The 21,538-nt window shown below is 61.3% G+C and carries 21 protein-coding genes and 1 pseudogene; 13 read left to right on the top strand and 9 right to left on the bottom strand.

The genetic code is table 11. The features are described 5' to 3' along the window. Window positions 1–740 precede the first annotated feature (740 nt). Window positions 741–941: pseudogene (locus tag AC0Z5Z_RS12845) on the bottom strand (GFA family protein); the annotation flags it as partial. A 163-nt stretch (window positions 942–1,104) separates the two neighbouring features. Here AC0Z5Z_RS12845 and AC0Z5Z_RS12840 point away from each other — a divergent pair. Further along, entirely contained in the window at window positions 1,105–1,938 is an 834-nt protein-coding gene (locus AC0Z5Z_RS12840) for an AraC family transcriptional regulator (protein WP_150635695.1), read from the top strand. A gap of 143 nt (window positions 1,939–2,081) precedes the next feature. On the opposite strand, the gene AC0Z5Z_RS12835 is transcribed toward AC0Z5Z_RS12840, so the two are convergent. The 4 genes from AC0Z5Z_RS12835 to AC0Z5Z_RS12820 form a co-directional block, all read right to left on the bottom strand. Further along, window positions 2,082–2,669, bottom strand: a complete 588-nt coding sequence (locus AC0Z5Z_RS12835; RefSeq protein WP_095179566.1) for a LysE family translocator — start codon at window positions 2,667–2,669, stop codon at window positions 2,082–2,084. Window positions 2,670–2,895: 226 nt separating this feature from the next. After that, a complete protein-coding gene (locus AC0Z5Z_RS12830; RefSeq protein ID WP_252877862.1) occupies window positions 2,896–5,133 on the bottom strand; it encodes an ATP-binding protein in 2,238 nt (745 codons plus the stop codon). Beyond that, window positions 5,130–5,735: a biliverdin-producing heme oxygenase gene (locus tag AC0Z5Z_RS12825; protein WP_041478637.1), complete on the bottom strand. Its 606-nt coding sequence runs from the start codon at window positions 5,733–5,735 to the stop codon at window positions 5,130–5,132. Before AC0Z5Z_RS12825 ends, AC0Z5Z_RS12830 begins: the two co-directional genes overlap by 4 nt. 194 nt (window positions 5,736–5,929) lie before the next feature. Further along, window positions 5,930–6,205, bottom strand: coding sequence for a hypothetical protein (locus tag AC0Z5Z_RS12820; protein ID WP_310215677.1), 276 nt, complete (start codon window positions 6,203–6,205; stop codon window positions 5,930–5,932). A 161-nt stretch (window positions 6,206–6,366) separates the two neighbouring features. Here AC0Z5Z_RS12820 and AC0Z5Z_RS12815 point away from each other — a divergent pair, with 161 nt between their 5' ends. Next, entirely contained in the window at window positions 6,367–7,485 is a 1,119-nt protein-coding gene (locus tag AC0Z5Z_RS12815) for a carboxylate-amine ligase (protein ID WP_485611180.1), read from the top strand. Here AC0Z5Z_RS12815 and AC0Z5Z_RS12810 read toward each other — a convergent pair. Beyond that, a complete protein-coding gene (locus tag AC0Z5Z_RS12810) occupies window positions 7,467–7,898 on the bottom strand; it encodes a VOC family protein (protein ID WP_485611179.1) in 432 nt (143 codons plus the stop codon). The genes AC0Z5Z_RS12815 and AC0Z5Z_RS12810 overlap by 19 nt on opposite strands. Before the next feature lie 109 nt (window positions 7,899–8,007). Between AC0Z5Z_RS12810 and AC0Z5Z_RS12805 the strand changes: the two genes are divergently transcribed. Further along, the gene (locus AC0Z5Z_RS12805; RefSeq protein WP_073475332.1) at window positions 8,008–9,090 is read left to right on the top strand and encodes a bifunctional transcriptional activator/DNA repair enzyme AdaA; all 1,083 of its coding nucleotides are present in this window, start codon (window positions 8,008–8,010) and stop codon (window positions 9,088–9,090) included. A 58-nt stretch (window positions 9,091–9,148) separates the two neighbouring features. Beyond that, window positions 9,149–9,766 carry a DNA-3-methyladenine glycosylase family protein gene (locus AC0Z5Z_RS12800; RefSeq protein WP_485611178.1) on the top strand — a complete coding sequence of 206 codons (618 nt, stop codon included), beginning with the start codon at window positions 9,149–9,151 and terminating at the stop codon, window positions 9,764–9,766. Between the two features lie 44 nt (window positions 9,767–9,810). Here the strand turns inward: AC0Z5Z_RS12800 and AC0Z5Z_RS12795 are convergent, their stop codons facing one another. Then, window positions 9,811–10,746 carry a LysR family transcriptional regulator gene (locus AC0Z5Z_RS12795; RefSeq protein WP_252869194.1) on the bottom strand — a complete coding sequence of 312 codons (936 nt, stop codon included), beginning with the start codon at window positions 10,744–10,746 and terminating at the stop codon, window positions 9,811–9,813. Between the two features lie 225 nt (window positions 10,747–10,971). Here AC0Z5Z_RS12795 and AC0Z5Z_RS12790 point away from each other — a divergent pair, with 225 nt between their 5' ends. From AC0Z5Z_RS12790 to AC0Z5Z_RS12780, 3 genes are read left to right on the top strand one after another with little or no spacing between them, the layout of a single operon-like run. Continuing rightward, complete coding sequence (locus AC0Z5Z_RS12790) at window positions 10,972–11,670, top strand: CoA transferase subunit A (protein ID WP_016774135.1); 699 nt, start codon at window positions 10,972–10,974, stop codon at window positions 11,668–11,670. A gap of 24 nt (window positions 11,671–11,694) precedes the next feature. Continuing rightward, a complete protein-coding gene (locus tag AC0Z5Z_RS12785) occupies window positions 11,695–12,360 on the top strand; it encodes a CoA transferase subunit B (RefSeq protein ID WP_041478630.1) in 666 nt (221 codons plus the stop codon). Between the two features lie 11 nt (window positions 12,361–12,371). Beyond that, window positions 12,372–13,553 carry an acetyl-CoA C-acetyltransferase gene (locus AC0Z5Z_RS12780; protein WP_236169359.1) on the top strand — a complete coding sequence of 394 codons (1,182 nt, stop codon included), beginning with the start codon at window positions 12,372–12,374 and terminating at the stop codon, window positions 13,551–13,553. Between the two features lie 219 nt (window positions 13,554–13,772). Here AC0Z5Z_RS12780 and cobF read toward each other — a convergent pair whose 3' ends face one another. Then, on the bottom strand, window positions 13,773–14,528 hold the full coding sequence (cobF, locus tag AC0Z5Z_RS12775) for a precorrin-6A synthase (deacetylating) (protein ID WP_258707930.1): 756 nt from the start codon (window positions 14,526–14,528) through the stop codon (window positions 13,773–13,775). Then, window positions 14,528–15,097: a histidine phosphatase family protein gene (locus AC0Z5Z_RS12770; RefSeq protein WP_485611177.1), complete on the bottom strand. Its 570-nt coding sequence runs from the start codon at window positions 15,095–15,097 to the stop codon at window positions 14,528–14,530. The genes cobF and AC0Z5Z_RS12770 overlap by 1 nt, the downstream gene beginning before the upstream one ends. Window positions 15,098–15,415: 318 nt before the next feature. On the opposite strand from AC0Z5Z_RS12770, the gene AC0Z5Z_RS12765 reads away from it, so the two are divergent. From AC0Z5Z_RS12765 to AC0Z5Z_RS12740, 6 genes are all read left to right on the top strand, one after another. Then, window positions 15,416–16,270 (top strand): MurR/RpiR family transcriptional regulator, encoded by an 855-nt coding sequence (locus tag AC0Z5Z_RS12765; protein WP_256811151.1) that lies wholly within the window; start codon window positions 15,416–15,418, stop codon window positions 16,268–16,270. A 2-nt stretch (window positions 16,271–16,272) separates the two neighbouring features. Further along, the gene (locus AC0Z5Z_RS12760; protein WP_252869191.1) at window positions 16,273–16,917 is read left to right on the top strand and encodes a cysteine hydrolase family protein; all 645 of its coding nucleotides are present in this window, start codon (window positions 16,273–16,275) and stop codon (window positions 16,915–16,917) included. Beyond that, on the top strand, window positions 16,914–18,245 hold the full coding sequence (locus AC0Z5Z_RS12755) for a type I glutamate--ammonia ligase (protein ID WP_041478625.1): 1,332 nt from the start codon (window positions 16,914–16,916) through the stop codon (window positions 18,243–18,245). Before AC0Z5Z_RS12760 ends, AC0Z5Z_RS12755 begins: the two co-directional genes overlap by 4 nt. Next, a complete protein-coding gene (locus tag AC0Z5Z_RS12750) occupies window positions 18,229–18,981 on the top strand; it encodes an N-formylglutamate amidohydrolase (RefSeq protein WP_252877853.1) in 753 nt (250 codons plus the stop codon). The genes AC0Z5Z_RS12755 and AC0Z5Z_RS12750 overlap by 17 nt, the downstream gene beginning before the upstream one ends. A 54-nt stretch (window positions 18,982–19,035) precedes the next feature. Continuing rightward, on the top strand, window positions 19,036–20,385 hold the full coding sequence (locus tag AC0Z5Z_RS12745; RefSeq protein WP_076567476.1) for an APC family permease: 1,350 nt from the start codon (window positions 19,036–19,038) through the stop codon (window positions 20,383–20,385). 118 nt (window positions 20,386–20,503) lie between these two features. Beyond that, complete coding sequence (locus AC0Z5Z_RS12740; RefSeq protein WP_095179554.1) at window positions 20,504–21,520, top strand: arginine N-succinyltransferase; 1,017 nt, start codon at window positions 20,504–20,506, stop codon at window positions 21,518–21,520. The last annotated feature ends 18 nt before the right edge of the window (window positions 21,521–21,538 follow it).

Genomic DNA, 21,538 nt, shown 5'->3' with positions numbered 1-21,538 from the left:
GGCAAGCCAGCTCCCACAGTTGGAATTGGGTATATCCGCCAGAGACTGGTCGGCTATAAGGCCGCCATCGCTGGCAAGCCAGCTCCCACAGTTGGGATTGGGTATATCCGTCAGAGACTGGTCGGCTACAAGGCCGCCATCGCTGGCAAGCCAGCTCCCACAGGGATCAGGGCAGGTCCGCTGCTCATTCGTATCTTTGAGATAGCTATCGCGAGCAGGCTCACTCCTACAAGAGCAAGAGCAAGAGCAAGAGCAAGAGCAAGAGCAAGAGCAAGAGCAAGAGCAAAAGATCGCAGCCTTCGGCAGCTCCTACAGTCTCCGCGTTCGCCTTAGGCCGAGTGTCAGCTCGCCTGCTTTTGATCTTGATCCACCGGCGACGTCGGAAGGCTGAGCGGAGGGATTGATCCGGGCGTGGGAGCGCAGCGACCGTCTGGCGCAGCCAGACACAGCGGAAGGAGGTGCAGCGAAGCAAACCGGAGCCGCTGCGCCCGGATCGATCCCGCAGCGAAGGAACCCGAGCCTGCGAGGGCCGAACGCAGGAGCAAGCGTTTTTTTGCTTACTTTTTTTAGGCGTTTGTAAAAAAAGTGAGTCGCCGTAAGGGCGAAACCCTAAGCAGCCGTTACCGCAGCAACGGATATGTACTCGGTCAACCAGAACAAATCATCGCTCGACAACAAGCCTTCGCGAGCAGACTCGCCCCCACAGAAATCGCAAGCGTGCTGAAGGCTGAATCAATCCCCTACCCCTCTGCCCGCCCTTCGCCTTCACGATCACCACGGTAATGCCTGGCCAGCGGAAAATCCGGCAGCCACGATTCACGCCGCACAATCCAGCTCTCATAGGTCGGCTTCAACTGATCCGGCGCATCCAGCGCGCCGAGGTTCACCTCGACCTCATCACCACTGCGGTTGAACACCGACGAGCCACAGCGCGGGCAGAAATCCCATCGCGCCCCTGGTGTCACGCCCCCCCAGAGCCTATAACAGTCGGCGCTGCAATGCAGGCGATGTTTCAGATGAAAGAACTCGATGTTGCCGCACTGCAACGGGCATTCGACGGCCAGAGCTAATACACTCAGGCGCTGACCTGCCGGGACAATCACGATGAAACACGCCGCTGCGAAAAACCCCGAGAAAGCCCCGCGCTTCTGGCGCGACGACGCCCTGCCCTTCATCGAAGCGCGGGCCATCGCGGATGGTCGTGAAGTCTGTTATGCGCGGCATTCCCATGCGCACTTTTCCATCGGCGCAATCACCGCCGGGCGCAGCACCTATGTGCATGAGCAGGCGCAGTATGAAGTGGCAGCAGGCACCGTGGTGCTGATGAATCCCGGCGATGTACACGCCTGCAATCCGATCGATGATCAGCCTTGGTCGTACGTGATGTTGTATGTCGAAACGCCGTGGCTGACGGATTTGCAGCATCAATTGGGGTTTGCCGGGGAGCTGGAATTCCGGCGATTTTCCGACACCCATCTGGCTGATGCCGAGCTGTTCGGCAAATTGATGGGGTTGTATGAGGTTTTGCTCGACGACCAAATGGAGGCGCTGGCGAAACACAGCGCGGCGGTAGAGTTTTTCAGTGATTTGCAGGTCCGCCTGAATCCGGCGGATGAGCCCGTCGATGAGCCGAATTTCAAGCTGGAACGCGCCGCTGATTTCATCCGTGGACATTGCACCGAAGTGCTCAGCCTCGAGGCGATTTGCGCGGCGGCGCAGCTGTCGCCGTCATACCTGATTCGCGCGTTCAAGCAGCGCTACGGGATGACGCCCCATGCGTTCGTGGTCAACCAGCGCATCCAGTTCGCCCGCGAGCGCTTGCGCAGCGGCCAGTTGATTGCCGATGTCGCGCTCCAGGCCGGGTTTGCCGATCAGGCGCATTTTCAGCGAGCGTTCAAACAACATCTGGCGGCAACGCCGGGGCAGTATCGCGGCTGACTTCATACTCAAAGTTGAACACTGCCCCCCTTGTGGGAGCGAGCCTGCTCGCGAATGCGGTGGATCAGTCAGTGAAGTGTTGAATGACACACCGCGTTCGCGAGCAGGCTCGCTCCCACAGGGGGTTGTGGTGGGCCTGTCAATCAAGTGAACAGCAAATAAAGCGCACTCACCGCCAGCAACAACGCCATCAACCGATTGAACCAGCGCATCCCGGCGGCATTGCTCAGATAACCGCGCAAAAACGTCCCGGCATACGCCCAGCAGCCCACCGACAGATAGCAGATCACCAGATACACCGCCGCAAACTGCCAGACCAGCCGCGCCTCGCCGTCGGCGACAAACGCGCCCATGCCGGCCACGCATGCCAGCCAGGCCTTGGGGTTGAGCCATTGCATCACCGCGCCATAGAGCATCGACGGCGCACGGCCGGACTCGCTGGTGTTCAGTTGGCCGTCATCGCTGGCCAGTTTCCAGGCCATGAACAACAGGAACGCCACCCCGGCCCATTGCACCACGCGGGTCATGAATGGCCACAATTGCAGCACCTCATGCAGGCCCAGGCCCATCAGCACCAGCAGCAGCACAAACCCCAGCGTCGCCCCGGCCACGTGCCGTTGGCTGGCGCGGAAACCGTACTGCGCGCCGGCGCTCAAGGCGACGATATTGACCGGCCCGGGGGTGATGGATGCGGCGAGGGCAAACGCCGCCATGGAAAGAATCAGACTCATTGCACACCTGCTTCAATCGAGGAACGAGGTGGCTACGGTAGCGAGCGGGGGATTTGCAGTATTGAAGAAAATGACCCTGAGGCTGCGAATCTGATCCGATCGTTCCCACGCTCTGCGTGGGAATGCAGCCCGGGACGCTCAGCGTCCCATTCAGAGCCGAACGCAGAGCGTCCGTAGAGGCATTCCCACGCAGAGCATGGGAACGATCAAAACCTACAGGGGGCACTCAGGCGAGGCGCGGCACGGTGAAGCGGAATTCGCTGCCCTGCCCCGGCTCGCTCTCGGCGACGATCTGGCCGCCATGGGCTTCGACGATGCCTTGGGTGATGTACAAACCCAGGCCAGTGCCGGTCGGGTTGCCTTCCTTTATCGTCCAGTAGCGGTCGAACACATGCGGCAAGTGCTCCTTGGGAATGCCTTCACCACTGTCACGCACGATGAACACGATCTCGTCGCCCACCGATTTCGCGTGTACGCCGACGGTGCCCATGCGCGGGGTGAACTTGATGGCGTTGCCCACCAGGTTCGACAGCACCTGAAACAGCCGCTCGGGGTCGGCGTGGATGCGCAGGTCAGGATCGGCCTGGAAGGAAATGCTGATGTCCTTGTCATGGGCCAGCGGCGACAGCAACGCTTGGGCCTCTTCAAAGATGTGCCCGACCTCCAGCGCCTGCGGGGTGATCGAGTAGCGCCCGGCATCGATTTTCGAGGTATCGAGCAGGTCTTCCAGCAGCGTGTTCATCCGCGCCGTGGCCTGCTGCATGGTGTCGATTGCAGTGGAGATACGCCGCGAAGTGTGCGCGCCTTCCGAGCTGAAGGCTTTCTGCATCATGCCGCAGAGCATCGAAATCACCGTCATCGGGTTGCGTAGGTCGTGGGAAACCACCGCCACCAGATCATCGCGCGCCTGCACAGCCGCCTGCTCGCGACGTACCTGACGGGCCAGGTCGTTTTCCAGCGCCGAACGGCGCAGGTCATTGGCGGCGAACCGGTCACCGTGGCTCCACTTGGTGGAGATCCCGGCCATCTCGACCTTCCAGATTTCGAACGAGGTACGCGGACGCAGGCGCATCCCGGCATCGGAGGTTTCCAGATCCAGCGGTTTGCGCGGATCGCCACTCCAGTTGATGTTTTCCTTCACTTCCGGACGGAACCACAGCACACCGTTGTCCACCGGTTTGGGCAGGCTCATGGCGAGCACACCGCTGGCCACAGACTGATACTGCGCCGCCGGCGGGTAAACGCTGGACAGGTGATGGCTGGCGAACACCGGCTCGCCGCGCGCCTGCAACCACTTGTGCAGCGCGCGAATTTCTTCCGGCGCCGGGCAGTTGCCGTAACGGTGCAACTGCTTGTCTTCGATGATCGCGATGCCGCCGGCATTGACCAGCGCCATCAGCGTCGCTGGCTGATGGGCGAGGCCGTCGAAAACGTTCTCCGGCGAATCGATCATCGCCTGGTTGAGCCGCGACAGCGCCTCGACCTTCTCTTCACGCTGGCGGGTCAGTTCAAGGGTTTCCATGGCACTGATCTGCAACGACAGGACCTGGCCGATGGTCTGGCAAGCCATGCGCAATTCATGCGGCACGTGCAGCGGCTGGCGATTGCCGCAGCTGATCAGGCCCCAGAGCTTGTCGCCCTTGAGCAGCGAAATGCTCATCGACGACAGCACGCCCATGTTCTTCATGTACTGACAGTGAATCGGCGAGACGCTGCGCAGCGTGGCGAAACTGAGGTCCAGCGGCGTTTGCGTGTCCGGGCGCAGCTTCGGCACCAGTGGCACTGGCTGATAATCGGCGTTGGGGATGATCCGCAGCCAATTGGTGCGGTACAGCTCGCGCGCCTGCTCGGGAATGTCCGAGGCCGGGAAGAACAGGCCATTGAACACTTCCATCGACGGATCGGACGCTTCGGCGATGACCTGACCGTGGCCCTCTTCCTCGAAGCGATAGATCAGCACCCGGTCGTAACCGGTCATCGCCTGGATTTCCTTGACGCTGATGTCGTACAGGGCCTGCAGCGTGGTCGCCGCTTGCAGGCGCTGGAGCATGCGGCCCAGGTGGGTATTGACCCCGGCGACGTTGCGCGGCTGGAAATTCTTCACATGAATTTCCAGTTCGAGAATCAGCACGCCCTGATGGCGGTGCAGCAAACCTTCGAATTCAGTGCCGTTGAGCTCGAATCGCAGCGGCGCCGCCTCGGAAAACGCTGTCTGCTGCAAGGCTTCGAGCACGTGCGCGGTGTGTTCGGCGCCGATCAGGCTGTGCAGCGGCTGGCCGATCAGCGATTCGGGCGCGCGGGCCAGCAGGGTCTCGACGTTGGCGCTGACCTGAATGATCTGCAGCGCAGGCTCGGTCAGGGTCAGCAGCAAACCATGGGGCTGGATCGCGCCAGGAAAGCGGATTGGCTCGTCGGCACAGTTGGCCAGCAGTTCTTCAAAGGCTTGTGGGTCTTGCGGGTTCATGCCAGTACCTCCTGGCGCTCGAGCCACTGCTCGAAACAGCTGAATGTGGTTTGTGCTGCGCTGACCACGGCCGCGCGTTCGCTGGCCGCCATGGGCCGGTTGCTCAGGTATTCGATGAACTCGCGCCAACGCCGCCCGGTGGCCGCGCCGTAGACATCGAGGAAGGCAGCGCCATTGTCGGCGTCCAGATTCAGCCGCGCGGCGATCTCCCGACGCAGGATCTGCCCGCCGAGAGTGGCGCCTTCGAGCACGTACAAAACGCCGAGACTGGCGGCGCTGGAGTCGATCACCGGCAAGTCCTCGCACAGCGGCAAATCATTGGTCGTCGCGCCCAGTGCGCGCAGGTCGGCGTGCAAGGTCTCGGCCTTCAAACGAGGCGTCAGATCGAAATCATCCGGGACAGCGCCACTGGCGAGCAACGCCCGTTCCAGCGGCTGATAAAAACCGTAATAGGCCGCCATCAAGCGCTCGAATGCGGGGGTATCGAGGGTATCGGTAAAAAAAGGAAGGCGTTTTTCCAGTGCGATGTGCAGTTCGGCTGTGCCGGCCCGCAGATCTTGCAGCACCGGTGGCACATAAACCTCACGGGCCTTTGCTTGCATGTAGATCGCTCTTGGTGGGACCCGGCAGGGGCCATTCTGGGTGGGCTCGACGTGGGGGGAATTTATCACGCCACGCAGCTTTTTCTGCCTGCCAAAGCGTTTTTTCTGTCGAACTACGACCCTATGACAGGTTCAGAGTGGCGCCGGATCAGAAAAGTTCGACCGACGCCATTATCCTGCCACTGCTGACCACCTCAATCAGCGCCGTCGTTCTGCACCGATGGATCGCCGTTGGCCGGTACGCTGTTGTCGGCAACGGGTTTCGATGGGTTGTTTTTTTCGGCGCCGGGATAACCGGGCAGACCGCGAGTATCGTCCGGCGTCATGACATCCTCGTTATCTCGACTAACGTCCCAGTCGGTGGTGGCGTTGGGGTCTTCATCGCGCCCGGCCGTGCCGATGGCGAAGCCGTCGTCGTTGGGATTGACGGTTTGCTTAAGCGCTTTGTCGTTGCTGGATGGGTTGCTCATGTCTGCCTCCAGAACACGTTGATCGGACTTGTTTGGAAACGCCTTGGCCGCTCAAGTGCAATGGACAAGACCAACGGTGCATTCGCGGGGCACTGGTCGCCTGGCGTGAACCACCGCAACGGCGCACGGTTCTCAAGAGAACCACTTGCTCGAGCACCGTCATGAGCCACCCGCGATTCGGCATTGAGGAAGAGTACTTTCTCACTGACCTGCAGAGCCTGCGCATGATCGGCAGTCCGCCGCCACAGGCCATCGAGGCTTGCCGGGCGGCGCTGGGTGTGTGGTTTGCCACGGAGATGTTTCAGGGGCAGATCGAAGTGGCTTCGCCGGTATTCAGCGATTTCGAGCACGCCAGTGATTTTCTGCGTGGCAGCCGTCAGGCCTTGGGTGCAGCCCTTGAACCGTTTGCTCTGGGCGTGCTCAGCGCCGGCAGTCATCCGCTGGCCGACTGGCGCGAGCAGGTTCCGACCGACGAGGAACATTTCCATCATCTGTTCGAGCGCTACGGCCATGTTGCCCGCCGCAGCGTGTTGTCGGGGCTGCATGTGCACGTCGAGGTGATCGAGCCGCTGGATCGCATCGCCGTGATGAACGAAGTCCTGCCGTGGACGCCGCTGCTGTTGGCGCTGAGTTGTTCGTCGCCGATCTGGGATGGCGCCGCCAGCGATTTCATGAGCTATCGGCAGACCGCGTGTGACGAGTGGCCACGCATGGGCATCCCGCCGCTGTTTGCCGATCAGCGCCATTACGACGAACACTTGGCGTTGCTCATGCGTATCGGCGCGATCAGCCAGCCCGGCGAGTGTTGGTGGGGCGTGCGCCCGGCCGCGCGTTTTCCGACCCTGGAACTGCGCATGACCGACGCTTGCCCTCGGGTCGATGATGCGCTGACCCTGGCGGCGTTTTTCCGCGTGTTGGTGGCTCATGCCAGTGCACAGCGGCGGCCCGGTTTGCTGTACGACCAGACCGCGCGTTCGATGCTGGAGGAAAATCGCTGGCGGGCCAAACATCAGGGGATTCATGCGCGCTTTTTGGTCGAAGGCATCGACGGCGACTGTTCGCTCGCGCAGTGGCTGGAGCTGGCCGAGCAGCGTTTTGCCGAAACGGCACAGGTATTGGGCGCGGCGCAGTTGTTCGAGCGTGCCCGGGCGATCATCGACAGCGGCACCAGCGCCGATCGGCAACTGGCGCTGTTCAATCTGGCGTCTGAACAACCGCAAAACGGCCGTTCGGCCCTCGGGCAAGTGGCCGAGCTGCTGCTTCAGGAAACCGCTGGCTGATCGCTCTCGGACGGGCCTTTGAGTTCGACCTGATTGCCGTCCGGGTCGAAACAGTAAAGCGACAAGCCGTAACCCTCGGCGCCAAAACGCCTGGCGGCTTGTTCAACGGTCAGCCCGAACGATTGCAGATGGGCGATGAGCGCGGCTTCGTCGAACGGTTCTATGCGCAGACAGAAGTGATCGACGTTGCGCTTGTGCGCATCAGCGGCGCCGCCGCCCTTGCGCCCGAGTTCGCCCGCCAAATCGACGAGATCGATCATCGACGTACCGGCCCGCAGGTGCACCAGCCCCAGCGGCTGGTTATGCCTGACCACTTCGGCGCCGAACACCCTGGCGTAGAAATCGATGCTGCGCTTCAGGTCGGCGACGCGCAGGACGATATGATCGATGTGCTGAATGGAAAAGGGATGCATGAGTTGGCTTCCTCGAAAGCGGCGACCCGCTCATTGTGCTGCACAAGGGAAAAAATTCACTGTCGATTTTTCGGTGGAGCCATCGACAAAGCGGATTTACTCTCTGGCCATGAACATACCAGCCGCTGTCCTGCCGCCCCACGCCGAAATGGTTCGCGCCATGCTCGAGCGCGACACTGCCTATGAAGGCGTGTTCTTCACCGCCGTGAAAACCACCGGGATCTTTTGCCGTCCCAGTTGCACGGCGCGCAAGCCGAAACCGGAAAACGTCGAATTCTTCGCCCACGCCGACGAATGCCTGTGCGCCGGCTACCGCGCCTGCCTGCGCTGCAAACCGCTGGACGCAGCGGCCATCGCCCCGGACTGGGTGCAGCGCCTGCTCAATGCGGTGGACGCCGATCCCGAACGGCGCTGGAGCGATGCGCAATTGCTCGCCGAGGGCATCGAACCGCTGAAACTGCGACGCTGGTTCAAGCAGCACTTCGGCATGACCTTCCACGCCTGGCTGCGCACACGTCGCCTTGGCATGGCCTTGGGCGGGATCAGGCAAGGCACCTCGATCGATCACGCGGCGTTCGACTCCGGCTACGAGTCGCTCAGCGGTTTTCGCGATGCGTTTCAGAAGTCCTTCCACATCACCCCGGGCCGTGCGGCCAACAGTGAGCCGTTGCTGTTCACCCGCCTGACCACGCCGCTGGGGCCAATGATCGCCATGGCCGAGCGCCGTGGGCTGGTGTTGTTGGAATTTCTCGATCGCCCGGCGCTGACCCGTGAAGTTGAAGCGCTGCAAAACCGTTACGGCTACGCGATTGCACCGGGGCATAACGCCCACTTGCAGCAGATCGAGGTGCAACTGGCGGATTATTTCGCCGGCAAACTGACTCAGTTCAGCGTGCCGCTGCACCTGCCCGGCAGCGCTTTTGCACGCGAGGTGTGGGCGGCGCTGCTGCAAATCCCCTACGGTCACACCAGCACGTACGGCGCCATCGCGGCAGGCTTGGGCAAACCCGGCGCCAGCCGTGCCGTCGGCCTGGCCAACGGGCACAATCGGTTGTCGATTGTGGTCCCGTGCCACCGAGTGATCGGCGCAGACGGCTCGCTGACCGGTTATGGTGGCGGACAACCGCGCAAGGCGTTTCTACTCAGACTGGAAAACGCCGCACTGCAAATGACTCAACAATTGGCTTTTTGAGCCGTGCGATCCAACACGCAAACAGGGATTTCGATGAGTACGTTCGAATCACCGCAACATGGCTGACATGTATGAGATGGCCAGCGCTTTTCTGGCCGCGATAGACACTGACTGGCAGCGCCATGTCAGCGCCGTCGGGCCATGTCTGCATCAGCCACATCCGGCGCGCGACCCGTATGAATCGCTGGTACGGGCGATTGCCTATCAGCAACTGCACGCCAAGGCCGGCGATGCGATCCTTGGGCGTTTGGTGGAGTTGTTCCCCGGCCAGTCGTTTCCGCATCCGCAGCAGATTCTGGCTACCGAGGTCGAGCGACTGCGTGCTTGTGGTTTTTCGGCGAGCAAGATTGCGACGATTCAAGGGATCGCCCAGGCTTCGCTGGACGGCGTGGTGCCGGATTACCCGACTGCGCGGGCGATGGACGATGAAACCCTGATCGAACGCCTGACCAGTTTGCGCGGTGTCGGCCGCTGGACCGTGGAGATGCTGTTGATCTACAGCCTGGAAAGCATGGACATCCTGCCGGCGGATGATTTTGGCGTGCGTGAGGGATATCGGCGCTTGAAGGGACTGGAGGTGCAGCCGACGCGCAAACAGATGATCGAGATTGGCCAGGCATGGAAACCTTATCGGACGGTTGCGGCCTGGTATCTGTGGCGCGTGGCCAAGGTTTAGACCGCGTTATCGTTCTTCGCGAGCAGGCTCGCTCCCACACTGAATCAGCGTTCGGCGCTCTGTTTCCGCGCTCCCAGGGTGAGGGGAAAATCGAACTGTCGCTGCAAATCCTCAGCCTTGAGAATCTCGAATAACGCCTGCGCCGCCGCCGACAGGTCATTGCCCGGCTCGGTCAACACACCAATCGCCCGCTCCACAGAATCATTCAAGGTCAGGCAATGCGCACCGAGCTCGCACATTTGCCCCGCGCACAATGCCGGCACCGCGCTGACCCCAAGCCCGCTGGCAACCATTCGCCCGACCGTCGCCAATTGATGACTCTCGAACTCCACCGGCAACTTCATTCCGCGCGCCTGCAAATGCTCTTCCAGCATCACCCGCACCGTCGATGGCCGCTGCAGGGTGATGAACGGTTGCTCCAGCAAGGTCTGCCAATCGATATCGGCGCGACCGGCCAGCGCTGAATCGGCCGGCACCACGGCGACAAAGCGATCGACATACAAAGGCGTGAATGTCATCGATGTGCTCTGCATCGGCGCGAACGCCACGCCGAGTTCAACCTGACGATCGCGGACCATTTCCAGCACTTGCTCGTTGATCACGTCGTTGACCGTCACGTTGACGTTCGGATAACGCGCGCGGAAGCTCTTGAGAATCGGCGGCAGCAGATTGCCGGCAAACGACGGCATCGCCGCCAGCGTCACGCGTCCGCGTTGCAGGCTGAAACGCTGGCGCATCTCGTCTTCGGCGTTGTCCCAGTCGGCGATCAAGCGGCGCGCCAGCGGCAGCAGGGACTCGCCTTCCGGGGTCAGCGCGACATTACGCGTGTTGCGGCTGAACAGACGCCCTCCCAGGCCCTCTTCCAGCGCCTTGATGGTCAGGCTGAGCGCTGACTGCGACAGGTGCAGACGCTCGCAGGCCACAGCAAAACTGAGGCTGTGAGCCACGGCGAGAAAGGCCCGGATCTGTTTGATGGTCATGGTCGCTTTGCTCCAGTTGCAAGCTGCAAGCGTCAAGCTGCAAGCCGTGATGCGATGGCCCTGATCGTTCCCACGCAGGAGCGTGGGAACGATCATCGCCGAACGCGTATTGGTGAGATTTATCAATCAATCAACCGGAAAAATCAACTTAACAAATATATCCAGCAGAGAGACACTCCAGTCATTCGGCTAGCCAGCCGCCCGCAAATAATAAAAGAGGTGCCTATGGCAGGTTTCGACAAGCGTGTGTATTCCTACGAGGAAGCGATGGCCGGGCTGGAAGACGGCATGACCGTCATCGCCGGCGGCTTTGGTCTGTGCGGCATTCCGGAAAACCTGATCGCCGAGATCAAGCGCAAGGGCACCCGTGACCTCACCGTGGTTTCCAACAACTGCGGCGTTGATGGTTTCGGCCTTGGCGTGCTGCTCACCGACCGCCAGATCAGCAAAGTCATCGCCTCCTACGTCGGCGAGAACAAACTGTTTGAAGAGCAACTGCTCAAGGGCGAGATCGAAGTCATCCTTACCCCGCAAGGCACCCTCGCCGAAAAAATGCGCGCGGGCGGCGCCGGCATTCCGGCGTTCTTCACCGCCACTGGCGTTGGCACCCCGGTTGCTGAAGGCAAGGAAGTGCGCGAGTTCAAGGGGCGCAAATATCTGATGGAAGAATCCATCACCGGCGATTTCGCCATCGTCAAAGGCTGGAAGGCCGACCATTTCGGTAACGTTGTTTACCGTCACACCGCGCAGAACTTCAACCCGCTGGCCGCGACCGCCGGCAAGATCACCGTGGTCGAAGTCGAAGAAATCGTCGAGCCCGGCGAACTCGACCCGACGCAGATCCACACCCCGGGCATCTACGTCGACCGGGTCATTTGCGGCACGTTCGAAAAACGCATCGAACAGCGCACCATCCGCAAATAATTCAGGCCTTCGGAGAACAACAACATGGCACTTACCCGCGAACAAATGGCTCAGCGCGTCGCCCGCGAAATGCAGGACGGCTACTACGTGAACCTCGGCATCGGCATTCCGACCCTGGTCGCCAACTACATCCCCGAAGGCATGGAAGTCATGCTGCAATCGGAAAACGGCCTGCTCGGCATGGGTCCGTTCCCGACCGAAGAAACCATCGATGCCGACATGATCAACGCCGGCAAACAAACGGTGACTGCACGGATCGGCGCGTCGATCTTCAATTCCGCCGAATCCTTCGCGATGATCCGCGGCGGCCATGTCGACCTGACCGTGCTCGGCGCGTTCGAGGTCGACGTCGAAGGCAACATCGCTTCGTGGATGATCCCCGGCAAACTGGTCAAGGGCATGGGCGGCGCGATGGATCTGGTGGCCGGCGCCGACAACATCATTGTCATCATGACCCACGCGTCCAAGGACGGTGAGTCCAAGCTGCTGGCCAAGTGCAGCCTGCCGCTGACCGGTGCCTGCTGCATCAAGCGCGTGCTGACCGACCTCGCCTATCTGGAAATCGAAAATGGCGCTTTTGTCCTCAAGGAACGCGCACCTGGCGTCAGTGTTGAGGAAATAGTCGCCAAAACCGCTGGTAAACTGATCGTCCCGGATCACGTACCGGAAATGCAGTTCGCTGCCCAGTGAGGAATTCGAAAATGCAAGACGTCGTCATTGTTGCCGCCACGCGTACCGCGATCGGCAGTTTTCAGGGCTCCCTGGCCAATGTATCCGCCGTAGACCTGGGCGCGGCGGTGATCCGCCAGTTGCTCGAGCAGACCGGCCTCGACGGGGCGCAGGTCGATGAAGTGATCATGGGCCAGGTGCTGACCGCTGGCGCCGGGCAGAACCCGGCACGTCAGGCCGCGATCAAGGCTGGCCTGCCCCACGCCGTACCGGCCATGACCCTGAACAAGGTTTGCGGTTCGGGCCTCAAGGCTCTGCACCTGGGCGCGCAAGCGATCCGTTGCGGCGACGCCGAGGTGATCATTGCCGGCGGTCAGGAAAACATGAGCCTGTCCAACTACATCATGCCGGGTGCGCGCACCGGCCTGCGCATGGGCCACGCGCAAATCGTCGACACCATGATCAGCGATGGCCTGTGGGATGCGTTCAACGATTACCACATGGGCATCACTGCCGAGAATCTGGTCGACAAATACCAGATCAGCCGCGAACAGCAGGACGCCTTCGCTGCCGCCTCCCAGCAGAAAGCTGCCGCTGCGATCGAGGCCGGGCGCTTCGTTGATGAAATCACGCCGATCCTGATCCCCCAGCGCAAAGGCGATCCGGTGGCGTTCAAGGTCGACGAGCAGCCACGCGGCGATACCAGCGCAGAATCTCTGGCAAAACTGCGTCCGGCGTTCAAAAAGGACGGCAGTGTCACCGCTGGCAACGCCTCGTCGCTGAACGACGGTGCCGCCGCCGTGATTCTGATGAGTGCCGAGAAAGCCAAAGCGCTGGGCCTGCCGGTTCTGGCCAGGATTGCCGCCTACGCCAACGCTGGCGTCGACCCGGCGATCATGGGTATCGGCCCGGTATCGGCGACCCGCCGCTGCCTGGACAAGGCCGGCTGGAGCATCGATCAGCTCGACCTGATCGAAGCCAACGAAGCGTTCGCTGCGCAATCGCTGGCCGTGGCCAAAGACCTGCAATGGGATCTGGACAAGGTCAACGTCAACGGTGGCGCCATCGCCCTCGGTCACCCGATCGGCGCATCAGGTTGCCGCGTGCTGGTGACATTGCTGCACGAAATGCTCAAGCGCGATGCGAAAAAAGGTCTGGCGACCTTGTGCATCGGCGGCGGTCAGGGTGTGGCTTTGGCGCTGGAACGCGGCTGATACGGAGTTCTAGGTTGACGGCGGATCCACGACATCCGCTGTTGGCTGGCAACAAAAAACCCGGTGCGATTTGCGTTGCACCGGGTTTCTTTTTGCCTGTCTACAATCGGTGGTGAATGTTCTGACCCCTTCGCGGGCAGGCTCGCTCCCACATTCTGCAACGCATTTCCCTGTGGGAGCGAGCCTGCTCGCGAAAGCGCTTGTTCAGGCGCCAACCACTCAAGGCTTGCGCAGCAAATAGGTATCCATGATCCAGCCATGCTCCGCTCGCGCCGCCTTGCGCACCCGTTCGATCTCATCGGCCACTTCCGCCAGCCGGCCGCTGAGCAGTATCTCGTCCGGCGTGCCCAGGTAAGCGCCCCAGAAAATCTCGGTCTGCCGATCCGCCACCCGCTGGTACGAATCCTCGGCATCGAGCATTACTACCAGACTGTCCGCTTCACTCACCTGCCCCGCCGCCAATCGCCGGCCTGTGGTGATTTCTACTGAGCGACCAATCGTGTTCAAAGGTATTTTGTGCTGCGCAGCCAGGGCCTGAACGCTGGTGATCCCCGGTATCACTTCGTATTCAAACTGACAGCGGCCTGATGCCTGAATCGCCTGAAGAATCCGCAACGTGCTGTCGTACAAGGCCGGATCGCCCCAAATCAGGAAACCGCCGCACTGGCCGTCGGACAATTCTTCATTGATCAGCCGTTCGAAGGTCTGCTGCTTGGCAAGGTTCAGTGCATCGACGCTCGCTGTGTAGTCGACATCGCCGCGCTCGCGCTCCGGACTGCTGGCTTCGACAAAGCGATGTGCGTGGTCGGTGATGTAGCGCTCGCAGATCTCGCGGCGCAGATCGATCAGCGTCTGCTTGCTCTGGCCTTTATCCAGCAAAAAGAACACATCGACCCGATTCAGCGCTTTCACCGCCTGCATCGTGATGTAGTCCGGATTGCCGGCGCCAATGCCGATGACCAGCAGCTGTTTCATCAGAATTCCTCTTCAAGGGCTATGCCCGGCAAGCGTAGTCGCCAGATGCCATTGAAGCGCAAGTCGATCATCGCCAGCGGCTCGATGTCGATTGCATTGAACGCCGCGCCTTGCAGCACCTGCATCAGCGCCGCGCGCATGACGAACGGATGGGTGACTGCCACTACATGTCCAGGGGTTTCGGCGATGGAGTCCAGCCACATTGAGACCCGCTGCGTCAGTTGCCTGACCGATTCGCCGCCGTGGGGTGCGGCTTCAGGATCGGCCAGCCAGGCTTGCACAGCCTGGTTTTCATTGGCTTGCAGATCCTTGATCGATTGGCCGTGCCAGCGTCCCCAATCGCAATCGCGCAGGGCTTGATCAATCTGCGCATCGACGCCAAACCACGCTGCCGTTTGCCGGGTACGCAGCTCAGGCGCGCAAATCAGTCGCCGTGGCGGGGCGAATCGCGCCCTCCACGCGTCAGAAGCTAAATGCAACTCTTCAACAGGCTCGTTCGTAGGAAAACGCGCCAGTTTCTGTGCGATGGTTCGCGCATGGCAAATCAGTGTCAAACGGCTACTTGGCACAAGCAGGTTCTCGGTCGAAAGATAAAACAAACAATGGCACACAGCCGATACGCGTCGCATTGTGCCGTAAAACATCGGCGTTCAGGGTTGTCACCGGCCAGTCGCTGAGCTTGGGATAGGCAATGTCTGACACAGCAATCGGCAAAGGACTACAACAGCGCGTTACTTCGACGTAGCCCTTATTACACGGGCACCTTGCACACTTTTGGTGCTCGGAAAACCTGTACAAAAATTAGCTAGACATGTAGCACCCATTACATAAATACTCGTTTAACGGATTGTGAAACGAATTCGACACCCCATCCAGCAGGAGCCCGGATGCCCCCTCTCAGAGACCTGATCACCGACCCCGGCCTGGACCTGACGCCGTCGGAGCGCAAAGTCGTTCGCGCCCTGCTTGATCAGTATCCACGCAACGGTCTCGGGCCTATGGCGCGACTGGCCGAACATGCCGGTGTCAGCGATCCGACCATCGTGCGTCTGGTGAAAAAGCTCGGTTTCGGCGGTTATGCCGAATTCCAGGAAGCCCTGCTCAGCGACATGGACCATCGCCTGCGTTCACCGCGCACGCTGTTGCAGCCGCGCTCGCAGCAGAACAAGGACGATGCCTGGGCGCATTACCTGGCGGACAGCCAGCGTTTGCTGGTCGACACCCAAGCCCTGACCCAGCCTGAGGACGTGCGCATCCTCGTGGAATGGCTGCTCGACAGCCGCCATCAGGTCTACTGTTTTGGTGGCCGCTTCAGCATTCTGCTCGCCAACTACCTGCTCAACCACCTGCGTCTGCTGCGTCCCGGCTGTTTCGCCATGGAAGATAACGCGCTGCTGCCTGACCGCTTGTTCGACCTGCAACGTCAGGACGTGGTGCTGGTGTTCGACTACCGGCGCTACCAGACCCAAGCTTTGCGCGTTGCGCAGGCGGCGAAAAACAACAACGCGCGAGTGGTGTTGTTCACCGATGTCTACGCCTCGCCGCTGCGCGAATTGGCCGACCTGATCATCAGCGCGCCGGTGGAATCGGCGTCGCCGTTCGACACCATGGTGCCGGCGCTGGCGCAGGTCGAGGCGTTGATTGCCTGCCTGACCTTGCGCGTGCCGGACCCGGCCGATCGCCTGGAAGGCATCGATGCCCTGCGCAACGATTTTGCGACTCACCTGCTGGAGGACAAATAAGGATGTTCAGCCTTCCCCACCGCTCGCCACGGGACCTGCCGTTTGCGACCGACCACACCGCTTTGTTGCTGGTGGACATGCAGCGCGCCTGGCTCGAACCGCAATTCGACCCGCACCTGAGCGGCGCGGATGCCGAGTATTTTCTCCAGCGCACGCGCAGCCAGGTGGTGCCCAACCAACAGCGCCTGCTTGGCGCCTTTCGTCAGGCGCAGCAGAACGTGCTGCACACGATTATCGAAAGCCTGACCGCCGACGGTCGCGACCGCTCGCTGGATCACAAACTGTCTGACATGCACTTGCCCAAGGGCAGCGTGCAGGCTCAGGTCATCGCTGAACTGACCCCGACCGAAAACGAAATCGTGCTGCCGAAGACCTCCTCCGGGGTGTTCAACTCGACCAACATCGATTACGTGCTGCGCAATCTGCAAACCCGGCATCTGATCATCGCCGGCATCGTCACCGACCAATGTGTGGACATGGCCGTGCGCGACGCCGCCGACCGTGGTTATCTGGTGACGCTGGTAGAAGACGCCTGCGCCACTTACAGCGCCGAACGCCATCACGCCTGCCTCAACGCGATCAAGGGTTACTGCTGGATCACCGACACCGACACCGTGCTCGGTCGTCTGCGGGAGATGCAGCCATGAGCCCGCGCCTGACGCCTTTACCGATGACCACGCTGGTGACAACTGACCTGATCGGCATCACCCGGGGCCGCTCGTTTCCTAGCGATGAGCTGGAGCATTACCAGGCGGCGGGTTGCGGCTGGGTCCCCGCCAACAGCGCGTTGACGCCGCAGGACATCATCGCCTCGAGCAGTCCGTGGGGCGCGTACGGCGATCTGCGGCTGATTCCGGATCTGAGCAGCCGCGTCACTGTCGGCAGCGGCCCGGACGCCAATGCACCGGTGCTGGATTTCATCCACGCCGATATTCGCGAGACCGACGGCCAGGCCTGGGGCGCCTGCCCACGCACATTGCTGCGCGATGAAATCGAGCGCTATCACGATGAGTTGGGGTTGCAGGTCAACGCCGCCTTCGAACATGAATTCAACCTGCACGCAGGCATTGCCGAACACGCGGCGTTCTCTCTCGAAGCGCAGCGCCAGGGCGCCGAATTCGGCGGCTGGCTGCTCAGCGCCCTGCGCGCCGGCGGCGTCGAGCCGGAAATGTTTCTGCCGGAATACGGCAAGCACCAATACGAAATCACCTGCCGCCCGACTCTTGGCGTAGCGGCGGCGGATCGTGCGGTCAACGTGCGCGAAATCACCCGGGAAATCGCCCGGCAAATGGGCCTCGACCTGAGTTTTGCGCCGAAGACTGCCGCCGAAGCGGTGTGCAACGGTGTGCACCTGCACGTCAGCCTGCTCGACCTGGCCGGCCAGCCGATGTTGTACGACGCCGGCACCAGCAACGGCCTGTCGAGCATCGGTCAGCATTGGGCTGCCGGAGTCCTGCATTTTCTACCGGCGCTGTGCGCGTTCACCGCGCCGACGCCGCTGTCCTACCAGCGTTTGCAGCCGCACCACTGGAGCGCCTCCTATGCGTGTCTGGGGCAGCAGAACCGTGAAGCGGCGCTGCGCATCTGCCCGACCGTGACCCTGGGCGGCAAGTCCGCCGCGCAGCAGTTCAACCTGGAATTTCGCGCCATGGACGCCACCGCCTCGCCGCATCTGGCCATGGCCGCGCTGCTGATTGCCGGGCGGCTGGGGATCGAACAACGTCTGGCGCTGAACGCGATCACCGATGAAATTCCCGATTCACTCAACGACGAGCAACGCAAGGCCCGGGGCATCGTCGCCCTGCCCGCCTCGCTGGCCCAGGCGCTGGATTGCCTGCGCGACAGTGCAGCGTTCAATGAATGGCTGCCCAAGCCGTTGCTCGACACGTATTACGCCCTGAAAACCGAGGAACTGGCGCTGACGGAACAGCTCTCGCCCGCTGACCTGTGTGAGCACTATGCACGCCTGTACTGAATCCGCCGAGCTGGGGTTGTATACCCGCCCGGTCTACACCCTGAGCCGCGAGGACTCGACGAATCCGTTGATCCTCGTGTGCGAACACGCCAGTCGATACATCCCCGACGCCCTGAACAATCTGGGCCTGGACGAGGCGGCCGCACGCGAACATATCGCCTGGGACATCGGCGCGCTGCAACTGGCCGAACAGTTGTCGGAACAGCTTGGCGCCACGTTGCTCAGCGCCAATTACTCACGGCTGCTGATCGACCTCAACCGCCCGCGACATGCGCCGGACAGCATTCCGTTGCAGAGCGAGATCTACCCGATACCCGGCAACCGCGAGCTCGACGAAGCAACCCGCGAGTACCGCCGGCAAACGCTGTTCAAACCGTTTCATGCGCGCTTGCAGATGTTGATCGACGAGCGCATTGCCAAAGGTCTGCCGGTGCGGGTGGTCGGTATTCACAGTTTCACCCCGGTGTATTACGGCCAGCCGCGACCGCTGGAAGTCGGCGTGTTGTTCGGCCAGGCCAAAGACTATGCCCTGCGTTTGCTCGACGGCCTGCAAGCGCAACCGTTGAAAGTGGCGGGCAACCAACCGTACAGAATTGATCCCTTGGGCGACATGACCGTGCCGGTGCACGGCGATGCCCGGGGGCTTGAGGCGGTGCTGATCGAGGTGCGCAACGATCTGCTGCGCAGCCCCGAAGCAGTGTCGCGCTGGGCCGGCTACCTCGCACCTTTGCTGTAAATGACGGACCGATAAAACATAAACCGACCGATGGCTGACAAGGAGTTGCGCTTCATGGAAATTGAAGAATTCGGCTACAAGCAAGAGTTGAAACGTAGCCTGACGCTGACCGATCTGGTGGTGTACGGGATGATCTTCATGATCCCCATCGCCCCGTTCGGTGTGTATGGCTACGTCAACGCCGAAGCACCGGGGATGGTGCCGCTGGCGTACATCATCGGCATGGTGGCGATGCTGTTCACCGCCCTGAGTTACGGCAGCATGGCCAAGGCCTTTCCGGTTGCCGGCTCCGTATATTCCTACGCGCAACGCGGCCTTAATCAACACGTCGGCTTCATCGCTGGCTGGCTGATGCTGCTCGATTACCTGCTGATTCCGCCGCTGCTGTACCTGTATTCGGCGATGGCGCTCAACCATTTGTACCCGGACATCCCCAAGGTCGGCTTCATTCTGGCGTTTCTGGTCAGCGCAACATTCGTCAACCTGCGCGGCATCACCTTCACCGCGCGGATGAACATGCTGTTCCTGCTGGCACAACTGGTGGTGCTGGGCATCTTCCTGTTCTACGCCTGGAACGCCCTGCACAACGGTGGCGGTAACGGTGAGCTGACGCTGGCGCCGCTGTATCACCCGGAAACCTTCAACTTCGCTCTGCTGATGCAAGCGGTGTCGATCGCCGTGCTGTCGTTCCTCGGCTTCGACGCGATCTCCACCCTCGCCGAAGAAATCAAGGAAGATCCGGGCCGCAGCGTCGGCAAGGCAGCGCTGATCACCCTGGCGGTGATGGGCACGATTTTCGTCGTACAGACGTGGATTGCCACCGATCTGGCGGCGGGCATGGGCTTCAAATCCGCCGACACCGCGTTTTATGAAATTGCCGAAATCGCCGCTGGCAGCTGGCTGGCGACCCTGACAGCCGTCGCCACGGCGCTGGCCTGGGGCGTGGCCGTGGCAATCACCTCGCAGGCCGCCGTCTCGCGTCTGCTGTTCGGCATGGCCCGCGACGGCAAGCTGCCGAAGGTGCTGGCCAAGGTCCACCCGAAACACAACACGCCGTACCTGAGCATTTATCTGGTGGCCGTGTTGTCGCTGCTGATCTGCTACCTGTTCATCGACGCGGTCGACATCCTCACCTCGCTGATCAACTTCGGCGCCCTCAGCGGTTTCATGCTGCTGCACCTGACGGTGATCAACCACTACTGGCGTCGGCAGAAGTCGGGGCAGTTTGTGCGCCATCTGCTCTGCCCGGTGATCGGCTTCATCATCGTCGCCGCCATCATGTACAACATGGGCGTCGATGCGCAGAAACTCGGCCTGATCTGGATTGCCCTTGGCCTTGTGTACCTGTTCTTTCTCAACAAGCTCGGCGCCAGTACAGCGCTGCCCGATCCGAGCAAAGGCTGACAAGAAAAAGAGCGGCGTCTGACAACAAATCAGGCGACCGCCGATTCAACGCGTGGAAACCGACAGTGATAGTCAGGTTCGGCGAATGGGCCGAATCTTTTGATACAGGAGTACATCCATGCTGGTCTTACGCCCAGTCGAGCAGAATGATCTGCCCCAGCTACAGCGCCTGGCCCGCGAGAGCCTGATCGGCGTGACTTCGCTGCCGGATGACAGCGAACACCTGCGCGAAAAAATCGCCGCGTCGTGCGCGTCTCTCGACAGCGCCGCCACAGCCCAGGGGCCGGAAAACTATTTCTTTGTACTGGAAGATCTCGAACGCCAGCAATTGGTCGGCTGCTCGGAAATCCTTGCCACCGCCGGCTTCAAGGAGCCGTTCTACAGCCTGCGCAACCGCCATTTCACCAGTGCATCGCGGGAATTGAACATCGAGCATGGCGTGCCGGCGTTGTCGCTGTGCCATGACCTCAGCGGGCATACCTTGCTGCGCGGTTTCCACATTGACACCGCGTTGGTGCGCACGCCGTTTTCTGAACTGCTGTCGCGAGCGCGCCTGCTGTTCATTGCTGCGCATGCACAGCGGTTCTCCGAGGCGGTGATCACCGAGATCGTCGGCTACAGCGACGAGCAGGGTCACTCGCCGTTCTGGGATGCGCTGGGCAAGCACTTTTTCGACCTGCCGTACGCGGAAGCCGAGCGTCTGTGCGGATTGCAGAGCCGCACGTTCCTCGCCGAACTGATGCCGCAATACCCAATCTACGTGCCGATGCTGCCGCAAGCGGCGCAGGATTGCATCGGCCGCGTGCACCCGGACGGCCAGGAAGCGTTCGACATCCTCGCGCGGGAAGGCTTCGAAACCAACAGCTACATCGACCTGTTCGACGCCGGCCCGACCCTGTATGCGCGTACCGCAAACATTCGCTCGATCGCTGACAGCCAAACGGCCATTGTCCGCCAACAAGTATCGACCGACGCCCGTGGCCGTTATCTGCTGAGCAATGACGCCCTGCATGACTACCGCGCGATTGTCACCGAACTTGATTATCACCCCGATCAGCCGCTGCCCCTGACGCCCGCCATCTGCGCGGCGCTGAAAGTCAGCGAAGGCAGCTCGATACGGCTGGTCGCTCTGTGAGCCGCGTTAGCCATCCGC

The organism is Pseudomonas sp. 1L-E-NC-VB-C3, assembly GCF_057291535.1.
The sequence above is the reverse complement of the archived record's forward strand: the minus strand, read 5'-3'. Positions and strand labels throughout refer to the sequence as shown.

Coding starts and splice junctions, on each gene's coding strand:
- AC0Z5Z_RS12840 (WP_150635695.1), top strand. CDS start 1,105: ATGAAACACGCCGCTGCGAAAAACCCCGAGAAAGCCCCGCGCTTCTGG.
- AC0Z5Z_RS12835 (WP_095179566.1), bottom strand. CDS start 2,669: ATGAGTCTGATTCTTTCCATGGCGGCGTTTGCCCTCGCCGCATCCATC.
- AC0Z5Z_RS12830 (WP_252877862.1), bottom strand. CDS start 5,133: ATGAACCCGCAAGACCCACAAGCCTTTGAAGAACTGCTGGCCAACTGT.
- AC0Z5Z_RS12825 (WP_041478637.1), bottom strand. CDS start 5,735: ATGCAAGCAAAGGCCCGTGAGGTTTATGTGCCACCGGTGCTGCAAGAT.
- AC0Z5Z_RS12820 (WP_310215677.1), bottom strand. CDS start 6,205: ATGAGCAACCCATCCAGCAACGACAAAGCGCTTAAGCAAACCGTCAAT.
- AC0Z5Z_RS12815 (WP_485611180.1), top strand. CDS start 6,367: ATGAGCCACCCGCGATTCGGCATTGAGGAAGAGTACTTTCTCACTGAC.
- AC0Z5Z_RS12810 (WP_485611179.1), bottom strand. CDS start 7,898: ATGCATCCCTTTTCCATTCAGCACATCGATCATATCGTCCTGCGCGTC.
- AC0Z5Z_RS12805 (WP_073475332.1), top strand. CDS start 8,008: ATGAACATACCAGCCGCTGTCCTGCCGCCCCACGCCGAAATGGTTCGC.
- AC0Z5Z_RS12800 (WP_485611178.1), top strand. CDS start 9,149: ATGGCTGACATGTATGAGATGGCCAGCGCTTTTCTGGCCGCGATAGAC.
- AC0Z5Z_RS12795 (WP_252869194.1), bottom strand. CDS start 10,746: ATGACCATCAAACAGATCCGGGCCTTTCTCGCCGTGGCTCACAGCCTC.
- AC0Z5Z_RS12790 (WP_016774135.1), top strand. CDS start 10,972: ATGGCAGGTTTCGACAAGCGTGTGTATTCCTACGAGGAAGCGATGGCC.
- AC0Z5Z_RS12785 (WP_041478630.1), top strand. CDS start 11,695: ATGGCACTTACCCGCGAACAAATGGCTCAGCGCGTCGCCCGCGAAATG.
- AC0Z5Z_RS12780 (WP_236169359.1), top strand. CDS start 12,372: ATGCAAGACGTCGTCATTGTTGCCGCCACGCGTACCGCGATCGGCAGT.
- cobF (WP_258707930.1), bottom strand. CDS start 14,528: ATGAAACAGCTGCTGGTCATCGGCATTGGCGCCGGCAATCCGGACTAC.
- AC0Z5Z_RS12765 (WP_256811151.1), top strand. CDS start 15,416: ATGCCCCCTCTCAGAGACCTGATCACCGACCCCGGCCTGGACCTGACG.
- AC0Z5Z_RS12760 (WP_252869191.1), top strand. CDS start 16,273: ATGTTCAGCCTTCCCCACCGCTCGCCACGGGACCTGCCGTTTGCGACC.
- AC0Z5Z_RS12755 (WP_041478625.1), top strand. CDS start 16,914: ATGAGCCCGCGCCTGACGCCTTTACCGATGACCACGCTGGTGACAACT.
- AC0Z5Z_RS12750 (WP_252877853.1), top strand. CDS start 18,229: ATGCACGCCTGTACTGAATCCGCCGAGCTGGGGTTGTATACCCGCCCG.
- AC0Z5Z_RS12745 (WP_076567476.1), top strand. CDS start 19,036: ATGGAAATTGAAGAATTCGGCTACAAGCAAGAGTTGAAACGTAGCCTG.
- AC0Z5Z_RS12740 (WP_095179554.1), top strand. CDS start 20,504: ATGCTGGTCTTACGCCCAGTCGAGCAGAATGATCTGCCCCAGCTACAG.